Source organism: Exiguobacterium sp. SH3S1, assembly GCF_004337105.1.
GTDB classification, from domain to species: Bacteria; Bacillota; Bacilli; order Exiguobacteriales; family Exiguobacteriaceae; genus Exiguobacterium; species Exiguobacterium aurantiacum_A.
Window position 1 is genome coordinate 406,681 of the sequence record NZ_SJUW01000001.1, and the last position, 13,222, is coordinate 419,902.

15 protein-coding genes are annotated in these 13,222 nt (G+C 53.0%); 1 reads left to right on the top strand and 14 read right to left on the bottom strand.

Annotated features, from left to right (window positions below):
- Positions 1-21: 21 nt before the first annotated feature.
- From minD to EVJ26_RS02100, 6 genes are all read right to left on the bottom strand, one after another.
- A complete protein-coding gene (minD, locus tag EVJ26_RS02075; protein ID WP_131469645.1) occupies positions 22-879 on the bottom strand; it encodes a septum site-determining protein MinD in 858 nt (285 codons plus the stop codon).
- Between the two features lie 5 nt (positions 880-884).
- Positions 885-1,553 (bottom strand): septum site-determining protein MinC, encoded by a 669-nt coding sequence (locus tag EVJ26_RS02080; protein WP_236633412.1) that lies wholly within the window; start codon positions 1,551-1,553, stop codon positions 885-887.
- Positions 1,554-1,558: 5 nt separating this feature from the next.
- The gene (mreD, locus tag EVJ26_RS02085; protein ID WP_131458828.1) at positions 1,559-2,053 is read right to left on the bottom strand and encodes a rod shape-determining protein MreD; all 495 of its coding nucleotides are present in this window, start codon (positions 2,051-2,053) and stop codon (positions 1,559-1,561) included.
- Position 2,054: 1 nt separating this feature from the next.
- Entirely contained in the window at positions 2,055-2,945 is an 891-nt protein-coding gene (gene mreC / locus EVJ26_RS02090) for a rod shape-determining protein MreC (RefSeq protein WP_131458811.1), read from the bottom strand.
- Positions 2,946-2,958: 13 nt separating this feature from the next.
- Positions 2,959-3,996: a rod shape-determining protein gene (locus tag EVJ26_RS02095; RefSeq protein WP_070327697.1), complete on the bottom strand. Its 1,038-nt coding sequence runs from the start codon at positions 3,994-3,996 to the stop codon at positions 2,959-2,961.
- A 200-nt stretch (positions 3,997-4,196) separates the two neighbouring features.
- Positions 4,197-4,640 carry a hypothetical protein gene (locus EVJ26_RS02100; RefSeq protein ID WP_236635479.1) on the bottom strand — a complete coding sequence of 148 codons (444 nt, stop codon included), beginning with the start codon at positions 4,638-4,640 and terminating at the stop codon, positions 4,197-4,199.
- A gap of 165 nt (positions 4,641-4,805) precedes the next feature.
- Between EVJ26_RS02100 and EVJ26_RS14445 the strand changes: the two genes are divergently transcribed.
- The gene (locus EVJ26_RS14445; RefSeq protein WP_201738314.1) at positions 4,806-5,663 is read left to right on the top strand and encodes a hypothetical protein; all 858 of its coding nucleotides are present in this window, start codon (positions 4,806-4,808) and stop codon (positions 5,661-5,663) included.
- A gap of 136 nt (positions 5,664-5,799) precedes the next feature.
- On the opposite strand, the gene radC is transcribed toward EVJ26_RS14445, so the two are convergent.
- The 8 genes from radC to EVJ26_RS02145 all read right to left on the bottom strand — a co-directional run bounded on the left by radC (position 5,800) and on the right by EVJ26_RS02145 (position 13,219).
- The gene (gene radC, locus EVJ26_RS02110) at positions 5,800-6,429 is read right to left on the bottom strand and encodes a RadC family protein (RefSeq protein ID WP_131468620.1); all 630 of its coding nucleotides are present in this window, start codon (positions 6,427-6,429) and stop codon (positions 5,800-5,802) included.
- Positions 6,430-6,452: 23 nt separating this feature from the next.
- Positions 6,453-7,040 (bottom strand): Maf family protein, encoded by a 588-nt coding sequence (locus EVJ26_RS02115; RefSeq protein WP_236635480.1) that lies wholly within the window; start codon positions 7,038-7,040, stop codon positions 6,453-6,455.
- Positions 7,041-7,178: 138 nt separating this feature from the next.
- On the bottom strand, positions 7,179-7,886 hold the full coding sequence (locus EVJ26_RS02120) for a hypothetical protein (RefSeq protein ID WP_131458814.1): 708 nt from the start codon (positions 7,884-7,886) through the stop codon (positions 7,179-7,181).
- Positions 7,883-9,484, bottom strand: a complete 1,602-nt coding sequence (gene pilM, locus EVJ26_RS02125) for a pilus assembly protein PilM (protein WP_131469647.1) — start codon at positions 9,482-9,484, stop codon at positions 7,883-7,885. Before pilM ends, EVJ26_RS02120 begins: the two co-directional genes overlap by 4 nt.
- A gap of 12 nt (positions 9,485-9,496) precedes the next feature.
- Positions 9,497-10,249, bottom strand: a complete 753-nt coding sequence (locus EVJ26_RS02130; RefSeq protein WP_131469516.1) for a prepilin peptidase — start codon at positions 10,247-10,249, stop codon at positions 9,497-9,499.
- Positions 10,250-10,336: 87 nt separating this feature from the next.
- Positions 10,337-10,819: a prepilin-type N-terminal cleavage/methylation domain-containing protein gene (locus tag EVJ26_RS02135; RefSeq protein WP_131469515.1), complete on the bottom strand. Its 483-nt coding sequence runs from the start codon at positions 10,817-10,819 to the stop codon at positions 10,337-10,339.
- A gap of 140 nt (positions 10,820-10,959) precedes the next feature.
- Entirely contained in the window at positions 10,960-12,177 is a 1,218-nt protein-coding gene (locus EVJ26_RS02140; protein WP_070327704.1) for a type II secretion system F family protein, read from the bottom strand.
- A gap of 4 nt (positions 12,178-12,181) precedes the next feature.
- On the bottom strand, positions 12,182-13,219 hold the full coding sequence (locus EVJ26_RS02145) for a type IV pilus twitching motility protein PilT (RefSeq protein ID WP_131469648.1): 1,038 nt from the start codon (positions 13,217-13,219) through the stop codon (positions 12,182-12,184).
- Positions 13,220-13,222: the final 3 nt, after the last annotated feature.

A 13,222-nucleotide genomic window follows, 5' to 3' on the forward strand; every position in this document is an offset into this window, starting at 1 on the left:
AAAAAGGCAACTTTCGTTGCCTTAGGCTTTTTTCATTCCAAACTTCAATAGCAATCGTGCCCAAAATCCGGTCGGTTGTTGGTCCGTCTGGATGGACATGAGCGGCACCGACTCACCGAGAATACGGCGCGTGATGTTGCGATACGCTTGTCCTGCGTTATTGTCCGGGTTCATCGTCACCGGGACACCTCGGTTTGCCGCGGCGATGACTTCTTCATCATCGACGACGACGCCGAGCAGGTCGATCGACAGGATGCGCATGATGTCATCGATGTCGAGCATGTCGCCCGATGCGACGAGATGATTCTTCACGCGGTTGACGATGAGTTTAGGCGCCGCGACGTGTTCCGCTTGTTCGAGCATACCGATGATGCGGTCCGCGTCTTGGACGGCCGCCTTCTCAGGCGTCGTCACGACGATAGCCTCGTCGGCGCCGGCGATGGCGTTCATGAACCCTTGCTCGATACCGGCCGGGCAGTCGATCAAGACGAAATCATATTCCGTCTTCAACTGGTCGATGATCTCTTTGACTTGCTCCGGTTGGACCGACGTCTTGTCTTTTGACTGGGCCGCCGGCAACAGATACATCTCTTCAAACCGTTTGTCACGGACGAGCGCTTGGGGCAACTTGCACTGCCCGTTGATGACGTCGACGAGGTTATAGATGCTCCGGTTGTCGAGTCCTAGGATGATATCCAAGTTCCGTAGACCGATGTCCGTATCGACGAGACAGACCGAGTGTCCGGACAATGCGAGACCCGTCCCGAGGTTAGCGGTCGTCGTCGTCTTGCCGACGCCACCTTTCCCCGACGTCACGACGATGGCCCGACCTTTCTTCACTTCTTTTGCTGTATGTACAGGCTCTACTACTTGCTCCATCAAACTCACCCTCTCTGTAATTCCATTGCATATGCGTCTTTAAGCCCTGTCATGACTTGGCGGAGACGCGTCATTTCAATGCCATGATTCGTCTGATACGCGCAGCCCATCTCGATCTCTGGCATCTCGGTATCATCGTCTGGCGTGAGCACGTGCTCACCGATCGCTAGAAACAGCGGATGCAACAGACTTGCGGTAATGACCGCGTCCTCCCATCCTTCGACACCGGCCCGGACATTTCCTCGTATCGTGCCTAAACAATAGATACTTCCTGTCGCCCGAACTTCAGACCCCGGATTGACGTCGCCGATAATGAGCACCGAACCCTCAAATGAGAGCACTTGCCCGCTGCGGATCGTCCCGCTATGGTAATGGAACGTCTTTTTCCCGTAAGTCGCTTTCGCCTCTTCGGTCAACATGACCTCGCTCGACAGCTCCTCGATATAAAAAACGCCATGACGAGCAACGACTTCACGAATTTGACGTGACAGCTCCTCGTCCAAATAACGAGTACCCGCGTGCAACTTGAGTGCAATCTCCCCAGAGGGCGGCTCCATTTCTTGTAACGTGGCCTCAAGCTCTCCGAGCACCTCATCGACGCCACTCCGTGGATTGAAGTGGATTGCAATACCGTTGCGATGTCCTTTTATCGTAATGTGTCGTTTACGCTCCATCATGGCTACCCTCTTTTCGCTACAGGGCGCACCGCCACGTATCGCGTCATCGGATAATAAAGAATCGCGACGGCGATCACATTGACGACGAGCGTCCCTGGAATCTGTTCAACTAATAGTGTTTGTATGGTCATGGTCGTCCCACCGACCGCTGCCATGATACCGTATATCCCGAAGGAGAAGACGAGGATCATGAACGTGAACGTGATGACGACCGAGAAGAAGTTCTCACCTATATATTTTAACACGAAGCTGACTAAGAGAGGAATGAGTGAAAAAGTAAATAAGTAAATTCCGAGCAAGTCGGTGTAGACGATGTCATACAACAACCCGAATACGAGACCGAATCCGAGTGCCGACTCAAACCGGCCATACAAACTGACGTACATTAACCCAATCAACGTCAAATACACGAACGGCGTCGCGTAGTGCCATGAAAAGATGGCAGCCCATGTCCCTTCAATAAGAAAGAGGAGGAACAGGGCGATGAACACTTTCATGTTACTCACCCGCTGCTCCTCCTTCCTCGGGACCCGTCAAAAACGGTTCGTCTAGCGTTCGATCGATGACAAACATTTGCGAGAACTCGTTGAAGTCCGCCTCTGGCGTGATGCGGGCAACTTGAGACACGCCATATTCATCGGTCTCGATCGTCTTCACCTTACCGATGACGAGACCGGCCGGATAACGTCCGCCGAGCCCTGACGTCGAGACGATCTCGCCTTCTTTCAACTTGACGCTGTTCGAAACCTTTGTGAAAAAGAGTTCGTTCGTCTCGCTGTCGAAGCCGTCGATCGTTCCGTACGCCGCCTTACCGTCCGCATCCTTAACGACCGCCGAGACGTTGTTCGTCCGGTTGTTGTCGCTCAAGAGCTGAACTTGTGACGTATAGGCGCTCGTTTGAATGACGCGTCCGACCATGCCGCCGGCGGCCGTCACGGCCATGCCTTTTTCAACGCCACGTTCTTGCCCGACGTTGATCGTCACATAGCGCTGCCAGTCGTTCGGCGTGCGCCCGATGACCTCGGCCGGAATCAAATCAAAGTCACGGAGCGAGCTTTCGCCAGCCGCGACCATTTGACGCAACTCCTCGTTCTCACGGCGCAGGTCGTCGGCTTCGACGGACACTTCGGCGTATTTCGTCAAATGTTGCTTCAATTCGCGGTTCTCTTCATAAATATCACGGACGTTCGAAATCGAGGACACGGTACTATCCATCCAGCCGATCGGCACCGTGAACACTCGTTGGAACGTTCCGACCACATCACGCGTGACGTCTTGGTACCAGGCGGATTCCGACCGTCCTCGAATCGAAACCCCTAAAATGACGAGAAATAAGATGATACCGATCAGCGTGATGATGAGCTTTTTATTGCGTACAAACCGGCTCATCGTTTAACACCTTTCATCGACGTGACGAGATGCCTGATTTTGAACGGAGGACGTCCATCATTTCAAGAGATTTTCCAGTCCCGATCGCAACGCAATCGAGCGGTTCATCCGCAATGAGTGTCGGGATGTGCGTCTCATCAGAGATGACACCGTCCAAGTTTTTAAGGAGCGCGCCGCCGCCTGTCAGAACGATGCCGCGGTCCATGACGTCGGCTGCGAGTTCTGGCGGTGTTTGTTCGAGCGTTTGTTTCACACCGGCTAGAATCGCGTCTACCGTGTCTGAAAGCGCCTCGCACACTTCAACTGCCCCTACTTCGATCTGTTTCGGGAGACCGGTCACGAGGTCGCGTCCGCGGATCTCCATCGTTTCGTTTTCGTTCGACTCGTCGATGCGGGCCGAACCGATTTCCATCTTGAGCGCTTCTGACGTACGTTCCCCGATCATGAGGTTGTATTTGTTTTTAATGTAACGAATAATGGCGTCATCCATTTCGTCACCACCGACACGGATCGACTGGCTTGTCACGATGCCGCCGAGTGAGATCACTGCGACTTCGGTCGTACCACCACCGATATCAACGACCATCGAGCCTGTTGGTTCCCAAACTGGGAGACCGGCGCCGATTGCTGCCGCGAACGGTTCTTCAATCGTGTACGCTTCGCGAGCGCCTGCTTGCTTGGCCGCATCTTCAACCGCACGTTTTTCAACTGACGTGATGCCGCTTGGCACACAGATCATGACGTTCGTCTTCGATGAGAACAACCCGCTCTTCGATTTTTGTGCTTGCTCCATGAAATATTTGATCATCGTTGCAGTCGTTTCGAAGTCAGCGATAACCCCATCTTTCATCGGACGGCGTGCCGTGACGTTCCCCGGCGTACGTCCAATCATATCTTTGGCCTGATTACCTACGGCCTCAATTCTACCTGTATCTGTACGGAACGCCACTACGGACGGTTCACGAACAACGATGCCTTGACCTTTTACATAAACGAGCGTATTTGCCGTTCCAAGGTCGATTCCGATTTCTCGGTTAAAACTACGAAACATACGTACTGCCCCTCTCCTGGTTACACTAATTATTATTATAACGGAAAAATCATGTTTGAAAACGTTCAATCGATTACAGGTTATTTACAATCCCCTTCATCTCAGTCCTGTTCCACCGTATATTAGTGTGCCTGCTTTTCAACAAAAACGCAAATCAAAAAGCAGACGTCTGAAGGCGTCTGCTTAGATGAACCGATCATTTAGAGACCGGGTTGGAGCGGCAGCAACAGCATTGCCGCGTAAACGACGACCGAAAAGATGAGGAGCGGCCGAAAGAAACGGGACGGCCGCTCGCGCGTCGCACCCGCCAAAAAGCTCGCCATCGTCACGGTGAACAAGTAAATCCCGACGTAAACGAAGACAAGTTGCGGGATGACACGCCACGCTTGACTGTCTCCTGACGCATTTACCCAGGCGATGAACAGACCAATGTAGGCGATGAGCGACACAATTCCGAGTCCGACCCCGACGAGCGGCGGGTAGCGGTCAAGCCAATGCCCGTCTTTTGAAAACTGTTGAAATAGCGCCATACTCACAAAGACGAACAACGCGAAGACGACGAGCGACAACGCGAACGGCTCGAGCGGAACAAAACTCGCGGCGAGCGCGATTCCAATCATAACAATCCAAACTAGTTTCTCCATACGAACACCTCGATATTTATTTTAACATAATTATTTGAGCAGCAAGATTAATCAAGCGGGAGACGCTTAGCAATAAATCAAAAGGTAATTACGTTATCATTTCCTATTGTTGCCAATTAATATTAATGTTATTGTAGTATCTTATTATTGAAAGGAGAGGTTTGAATGAAGTTTTATAAGAAAACCTGGTTTACAGTCTTAACGCTGCTCTTATTTTTCCCACTCGGCTTATTTTTAATGTGGAAATATAAAAAGTTCAATAATATTGGACGAATTGTGATTAGTGTACTCTTTGGTTTCATATTTATAGGAAGCTTGTTTGGGGATGAAGCACCTGATCAAGTACATACGACTGAATCTACAGAAGAAGTTGCTAAGGCAGAGAAAGAAAAGGATGAAGAGGCTGAGGCCGTTGCCAAAGCTGAGGAAGAGAAGAAACAAAAAGCCGAAGCTGAAGCCGCTGCTAAAGCTGAGGAAGAGAAGAAGCAAAAGGCTGAAGCTGAAGCCGCTGCTAAAGCCGAGGAAGAAAAGAAACAAAAGGCCGAAGCTGAAGCCGCTGCCAAAGCCGAGGAAGAAAAGAAACAAAAGGCCGAAGCTGAAGCCGCTGCCAAAGCCGAGGAAGAGAAGAAACAAAAGGCCGAAGCTGAAGCCGCTGCTAAAAAAGACACCATGAGTACGGCTCTCGGAAACATTTCTAAACGACCGGTCATGAACGGAACTAACACTGAACGGATTGGTACTTATGTACGGGTCCATTCTGATCGTTCGCTACTAACCAAAGAAAGTTTAAAAGACTTCACTAAAAACGATTTACCTAAATTTGAAGACGCGAATTGGATTCTTGTCGACTTAAACGATGGCTATGGTATTCACTTCCTAGGAACAATGCCGATCGCTGATTATGGGAAAGCGGATGACGACTCTCTATCTGAGATTTACGAAAATTATATGATCGATGCAGACACGAATCAGATTGAGAAACATATTTATGAAGGTAAATCTGGCTATAAGCCACTCTTTTAACAACGGAGCTAACAATGAACTGCCCCATAAAAGTTGGACATGAAAATCCAGCTTCTATGGGGCAGTTTTTGTATTAACAGCAAAGGATAGATCCTAAATTTGTAGATTCACCTTTACTTTCTAGCTAAATATAACGTTAACCGTTCATATACCCACGTTGCTTCATACTGACATAATGATCTTCGCCGATGATGACGTGGTCGAGGCAAGCGATCCCGACGATGTTGCCCGCTTCGACCAAGCGCTCGGACACTTCGATGTCTTCCCGGCTCGGCGTCGCGTCCCCGCTCGGATGGTTATGCAGAGCGATGAAACAAGCCGCCGACAGCTTGAGCGCTTCGCGGAAGACGTCGCGCGGATGGACGATCGACGAATTTAACCCGCCGACGAACAATGTCTTGCGCGCAATCAATTGATTTTTCGTGTTTAAGTACAAACAGACGAAATGTTCTTGATTAAGTAGCCGGAGCTCATCACGCAGCAGTTCATACGCGTCCTGCGGCGACCGGATCGTCGGCATGTCGACTTTCGGCTCCTCGACGTAACGGATGCCGATCGTGAACGCCGCGAGCAACTGCTCGGCTTTCTTCTTCGTCATCCCTTCAATTTGACAGAGGTCGTGCACGGACGCCTGTGACAGCGCCCGAAGCGTCGGATATACATCTGACAACCGCCGGGCCGTCGCCTGCGGGTCCCCGCCCCGTCCACCGATTTGAAGCAGTCTGGCAATAGCGGATTCAACACTTCGGTCGAGCACCATAGTCATTCCTTCACCTACTCTCGCATCATTCACAGAAAGCGCGGCGATACCCCGTGACGCTCGAGCGTCTCGACGAGCGGCCGGAGTGGGAGGCCGACGACGTTATAGTAATCCCCTTCGAGCCGTTCGACGAACAAACCGCCCGACCCTTGGATTCCGTAGGCACCGGCTTTGTCGTACGGCTCCGACGAATCGAGGTAGCCGTCGAGCCAAGACTCGGGGATGTCGATGAACGTGACGTGCGTCGTCGTGACGAACAAGTCATGTCGGTTTGGTCCGATGATGCTGACGCCAGTGAGCACTTCATGGGTCGCCCCTGACAAGTGCTCGAGCATCCGGCGTGCGTCATCGCGGTCGTTCGGTTTCTCTAAAATCGTTCCGTCGAGGACGACGACCGTGTCCGACCCGATCACAATCGCGTCGCGGTTGTCCCGGGCGACGTCCATCGCTTTCTCACGGGCGAGACGTCCGACGTACTCGTCCGGATGCTCACGTCCGTCGGTTCCTTCGATGACGTTTGACGGGATCACCTCGTGCAAAATGCCGGCTTGTTTCAACAACTCGGTCCGCCGCGGTGACATCGAGGCGAGGATGACACGTTTCTGTGTTGTGTTCATTGTATCGACTCCTTCCATACTTTCGAAACGGGCTTCCTTGCCGTTTCACGCTTCTCTGTTGATTGTAGGCAAAGCGTCACCCGAACACAATCCAAGCCGCCAAAAAAAAACGCCCCTTCTTTTCGAAGGGACGCTCGTTTACGGTGTCGTGTAATCGTACACCGGGATATCTTTTCGTGGGAACGTCTGCGTCGGCACGTAGCGGTCCGGGACGAGTTGATCGAGGTCGGGCCGGTAAAACGCATCGAGTTCGACCGTGAAGTCGAGCGGTGCGGCCGGTTCGGTCGTGTTCGGGCCCGTTTCGGCAGGTCCCGTGAACTGGACGGTCCGCAAAATGTGGATCCGGTTCATCGACTCGACCGACTCGAGGAAGAGGACGAGCGCCTCATACGTCTCCGCTTGGAGCGACACCGTCGAGCGGACGGACGAGGCGTTGACCGGTGTGATCTCGACCGGTTCAGCCGGTTCAGCCGTCGCGCTCACATCGTTCGGTTCCGGTTCGGTGATCGGTTCCGGTACTTCCGATTCGGCGATGAGCCCGTCCGCGAAAGCGATGCTCGTCACGCGCACGTCAGACAGCTGGCTCGCTTGCGATAACGTCTCGACGACCGTATCGAGCGCCGGCTCCGTCGGGACTCGTGTCTGCAAGCGCTGCGAATCGGCGACGTCGACGACTTCACCTTCTTGGCGCAACAGTTCGAGCTTCGTCTGTTCGAGTGACAGCTCGCGCTCGAGCGCCTTCAATTCACCTTGGTTGATAAAGTACTGGTAGCCGAAGTACGACGGGACGGCGATGGCTGCGAACAAACAAATTGTAAAAATCAAATAAATCGTTGAACGTTTCATTCGCTCACCACCTCCTCATCTTCCTCGGGTTGTTCCGTCTCGCCTTCAGGCGTCTCAGGTTCGGTATCGATGAACGTGAACGTAAACTCTCCGATATAGCGTGGGAGCGGTTCATCTGACGCATCGAGAACCGATGTCCCCGTATCAGTTTCCGTGTCTTGATCCGTCTCTGCTTTCGTCTCGGTCGTCACGCCGAGCAGTTTGACGTTATCGAACCGCGGATCGTTCAACAGCGCTCGTTGGAACGCGTTCAAGTCAGGTAACGTCTCAAACTGGGTCCGGACGCTCATGAGCGAACCATCGGCATAGTTGTACGTCAAGACGTAACCTGTCGGCGGCAACTGTTCGGTCAGCGCACGGAGCGCCGGGACCGCCTGCTTCTCTTCAGTCGTCAGCGCGGTCACCGTCTGCTCGAGCGAGATGACTTGTTGACCTTTCGAGTTCACTTGTTCGGTCTGGTAGATGCGGACGAGCTGTAACTGTTCGTTGACTTGTGCTTTATCCTGTTCGATCCCGTTCACTTCGTAATAAAGATAGCCGGTCAGTCCGCCGCCGATCAATAAAGCGGCCAGACTCGCGACGATCGGCCAACGCAGCGTCACGTCGGTCGCGTTGATGAAGTTGGCGTCATGGTCGCGGTCGAGCGTCGCCATCCCGAGAAGCGGCAACATCTGATGTGTTAGCGGCGTCGCGTGCGACAACGGCAACGGGTCATCGATCCGTTTGATCGGGACCATCGATTCCAGTTCGATCGTCCGGACGAGGTCATCGAGCTCCGGGACCGTCCCGGAGATGATCAGCTCATCGATTGGCCGTCCGTCCGTACGGAGCGAGTAACGGTAGAAATCGAGGAAACGGGCGAGTTCGTTCAACCATTCATCGGTCCGATTCGCTAACGCCTCGTTTGAGCCGTTGAACGTATATGTAACGATGCCGTCTGTCGTGTCAGCACGATACGATAAGTCATTCTCGATGGCACGGATGAAGCGGACCTGCCCTTCCTCGAGGACGAGTAGTTGGTGCGCGAACGGTGTCACGTGCCACAATAGCGTCGACTTGAGCGGGTCGAGCGTCTCGAGTCGAGACACCCCGTTCGCGATCGCGATCGGACGCGGGACGATTTTTTTCAAGGAGAAGCCGCGTTTCTTCATGTAGGCGCGGATCGCTTTCGTCAAATCGACCGAGACGGCGTGCAACATGACCTCGGTCTTCATGTCCGTCTCGCCGAGCACTTCGTAGTCGAAGGCGACGTCGTCGAACGGCAGGATGATCGAGCTGCCAATTTCCATGAACAAATAGCCACGGATCTCGTCTTTCGGGATGTTCGATGGAATCTCGACTTTGCGGGACAGCACTTCCGTCTCCGCCATATCGACGGCGCAGACCATCCCTTTTCTTACTTTTATTTTACGGCACAACTCGTCAAAGGCGAGTCCGAACGCGTTCTCGTCTTGAATCAATCCTTCCGCATAGGCACCTTTCGCCAATTGGACGGAAGCGCTTCGTTTAAAGACGCCTTGTTTAATCACGGCTCCATGGATGCTGAGCGCATCGAACGAGAAGTACGCGACCGTTCCTTTTTCTATAGCCCGGCTCATGCTTGTTTCCCCCTACATCAAATCAAAATACCAATCAAAAAAACGTTCGCTGAACCAAAACGTCAGCATCGTACCGAGTGCGATTGACGGGACGAACGGGATCGGTTGCTTGCGGCCGATCCGTTTCAGTCCGATGAGCAACAGTCCGACGACTGCTCCGATCAAGCTCGCTAAAAATAAGGCGACCAATACGTCACGTGGTCCGAGTACGAGCCCGATCACTGTAAATAGTTTGACATCGCCGGCCCCAAGTCCCCCTTTTGAGACGAAAAAAACGGTGGCGAGGACAGAAAATCCGAGCGCCGCCCCAGCGAGCGGGCTCCACCACGTAGCTCCGGACGCATAAGCGAGGATGAGCAGTAGTGGTGCCGCAAACATGAGAATCACGTTCGGCACGAGCATCGTCGACAAATCAGACATCGCCAGTGCGAGTAGCGTCGATAAGAAGACGAACGCGAGCAACGTCGTCCCGGAGAATCCGTACAGCCAAAAGCTATAGCCGTAACCGACCGCCCCGAGCAGTTCGAACAGCGGATACGTCGGCGCGATCCGTCCGCCACAGCCGCGGCACTTGCCGCGTAACAATATGTAACCGAACACCGGGATGAGTTCCCAAGCGGACAAGACGTGTCCGCACGACGGACAATGCGACCGCGGCGTCACGATCGACTGCTTGCGTGGCACGCGGAGCCCGACGACGTTTGTGAACGAGGTGATGATCATCCCGAGCACGATGCTGTAAATGAGTCCAATGAGGTCAACCAAAACTGGTCACTTCCTTACTTGTAAGTATATGCCAAAAATAGAAAACCGGCTAGGCTGAGCGAGAGCCCAGCGCCAGCCGGAGAAAAATTATTCAACTGCAGTTAAATTAGTAGATTCTTTGTTTAAATTTTCTTCTGCCTTATTTTCAATTTTAAATTTAGAACCCACTAATGTTGTTGAGTACTTATATTTCCCACCATCCTCAGTAATTTTCACTAAGGCCGTAGTATAGTCTTTTCCAAATGGATCTTGCAATTGTGAAATGTAAGTAGAACCGTCAGCTCCAGTTGCTCCATCACTCTTACTTCCTACAAATACCAATTCAACAGGAGCATCCTTTTTAACTGGATTTGATGCCGTATACAATTTCGCTGAACTCACCATCTGCTTCGCATCAGCGACCATCGCATCTTTACGTGAGTTCTCGATGATCCCACCGATCGCGACAACCGCGATGGCTGCGATAATTCCTAAAATAACGACGACGACGAGTAACTCGACGAGTGTGAGCCCGCGCTCATCTTTTAATTGTTTCGCATCTTGCCAAATCAAATTCATTTTTTCTAACATGACTGATTCTCCCCTTTTGTGTGTTTTGCTGTATTTTGTGCTGGATTCATTACCGTAGTACTAAAACAAGTAGTACAATTTTACTATACATTCAAAATATGGAGTTGAAAAGTAGTTTATATGCATAAACTAAGAATTTTCTACTGATTTTGGATGTCGCCATAAATTTGGAACATCGGGACGACGATGGCGATGACGATGACCCCGACGATACTGGCTAACACGACGATCAACAGCGGTTCGATGATCGACTTCAACCGGTCTGTCGTCGTCTCGACCTCGGTCTCATAAAACTCGGCGACTTCGTTCAACATCGAATCTAAATCCCCGCTCTCTTCGCCGACGGCAATCATTTGGGTCATGAGCGGCGGGAAGTTCGGGTTCCGTTCGAGCGGTTCGTGGAGCGGGATTCCTTGCGCCATCATATTGCGCGCCTGCCCGAGCCCTTTTCGGATGACCCGGTTCGAAACGATCTTCTCTGTGATCTCGATCGCTGACAAGATCGGCACGGCCGCTTGCAGTAAGACGGCCAAGCTTCGCGTCAGGAGCGCGATCTGTGACTTTAGGACGATCGGCCCGAAAATCGGCATCTTCAGTAACAACCCGTCGATCAAGAACCGTTCTTTGTCGCGCTTTAACATCCACGAGAACAGGAGGACGCCGAGCAGCGCGCCACCGAACAGCAACCACCAATAGGCGGCGACGAAGTCCGAGACGGCGACGACGATCCGGGTGATGAGCGGGAGCTCACCACCGAGCTGTCCGAAAATGCTCGCGAAAGTCGGGACGACGTTCACCATCAGGAAAGCGACGACGCCGATCGCGACAATCGAGACGACGAGCGGATACGTGAGTGCCGAGATGACTTTACGTTTAATATCGTACTGTTTCTGAAGTTGCAGCCCGATTTGGTCGAGTGCTTCTTCTAAGTTACCGCTCGCCTCACCCGCAAGTGCCATCGAACTAAAGAAGTTCGAGAACACGCGCGGATGTTTTTTGATCGCTTCCGAGAAGGCGATCCCTTCTCGAAGGTCGTCCTCGACTTGGCTGAGCGTCTTCTTCAACAGCTTCGACTCCGTCTGGACGCGCAAAATCGACGTCGCCCGGACGATTGGGACGCCGGCCCGGATGAGCGTGGCGAACTGACGGACGTACATGATCAAATGTTCGATTTTGACGCGTTCCGGCAATAAGTTGACTTCCGTGTTCAGTCCGGTCGACTCGAGCTCGGACAGGTCAGTGACGAGAATCGACTCTTGCCGAAGTTTATCTTTGGCTTCCCGGAGCGACACGGCGGTGATCCGCCCTTTCTTGCGCTTCCCGTTCAGCAGTTTTCCTTCGTATTGAAAGATGGCCATAGTCTCACCTCATTTCTTCGCTTGGCACGGCGCTTGGATTGATGACCCCTTGACGGATCAGCTGTTCGATCGACATTTCCATCGATTGCATCCCGTTCTGCCGGTTCGTCTGGATGACGGTCGGGAGCTGAAACTCCTTCTCGTTCCGGATCAAGTTAGCGACGGCTGCGTTCCCGAGCATGATCTCCATCGCCGCGACCCGACCCTTCGGCACATCGACACGCGGGAACAGGCGTTGACTAACGACCCCAAGCAACACGTTGGCGAGCTGAGTCCGGATTTGGTCTTGCTGCTCGGCCGGGAAAGCGTCGATGATCCGGCTGACGGTCGACATCGCACTCGACGTATGGAGTGTCGCCATGACAAGGTGACCAGTCTCAGCGGCGGTCATCGCCGTCGAGATCGTCTCTAAGTCGCGCATCTCCCCGAGCAAGATGACGTCCGGGTCTTGGCGGAGCGCCGCCCGCAGGCCGCTCACGAACTTCATGACGTCCGAGCCGATCTCCCGCTGGTCGACGATGCTCTGATCGTGCGTGTGTAAATATTCGATCGGGTCTTCGAGCGTGATGATGCGTTTTCGCTGCGTCCGGTTGATCTCATGGATCATCGCCGCGAGCGTCGTCGATTTCCCAGACCCCGTCGGTCCGGTCACAAGGATCAACCCGTGTGGTTTCTCGATGAGCCGCTTGAGCACCGGCGGTAAATTGAGCTCGTTCAACGTCGGGATTTCCCCGGAAATAGAACGAAACGCGATGGCGATCGTGCCACGTTGATAGTAGGCGTTGACGCGGAAGCGCGACACGCGGGGCACACCGAACGAGAAGTCGAGGTCGCGCTGGATCTCAAGGCGGCCTCGCATCTCGTCGGTCATGATTTCCTGCAAGTATCCTTCGATGTGGACGGGGAGGACTTTCTCCTCGCCCATCGTGATCAGACTGCCGTCAATCCGGAAAATCGGTGGCGAACCCGCGGTCAGATGGATGTCTGAGGCACGTTGTTCGACCGCTTTCGTTAAAATCGCTTCGATTGATTGATGGATCATAGG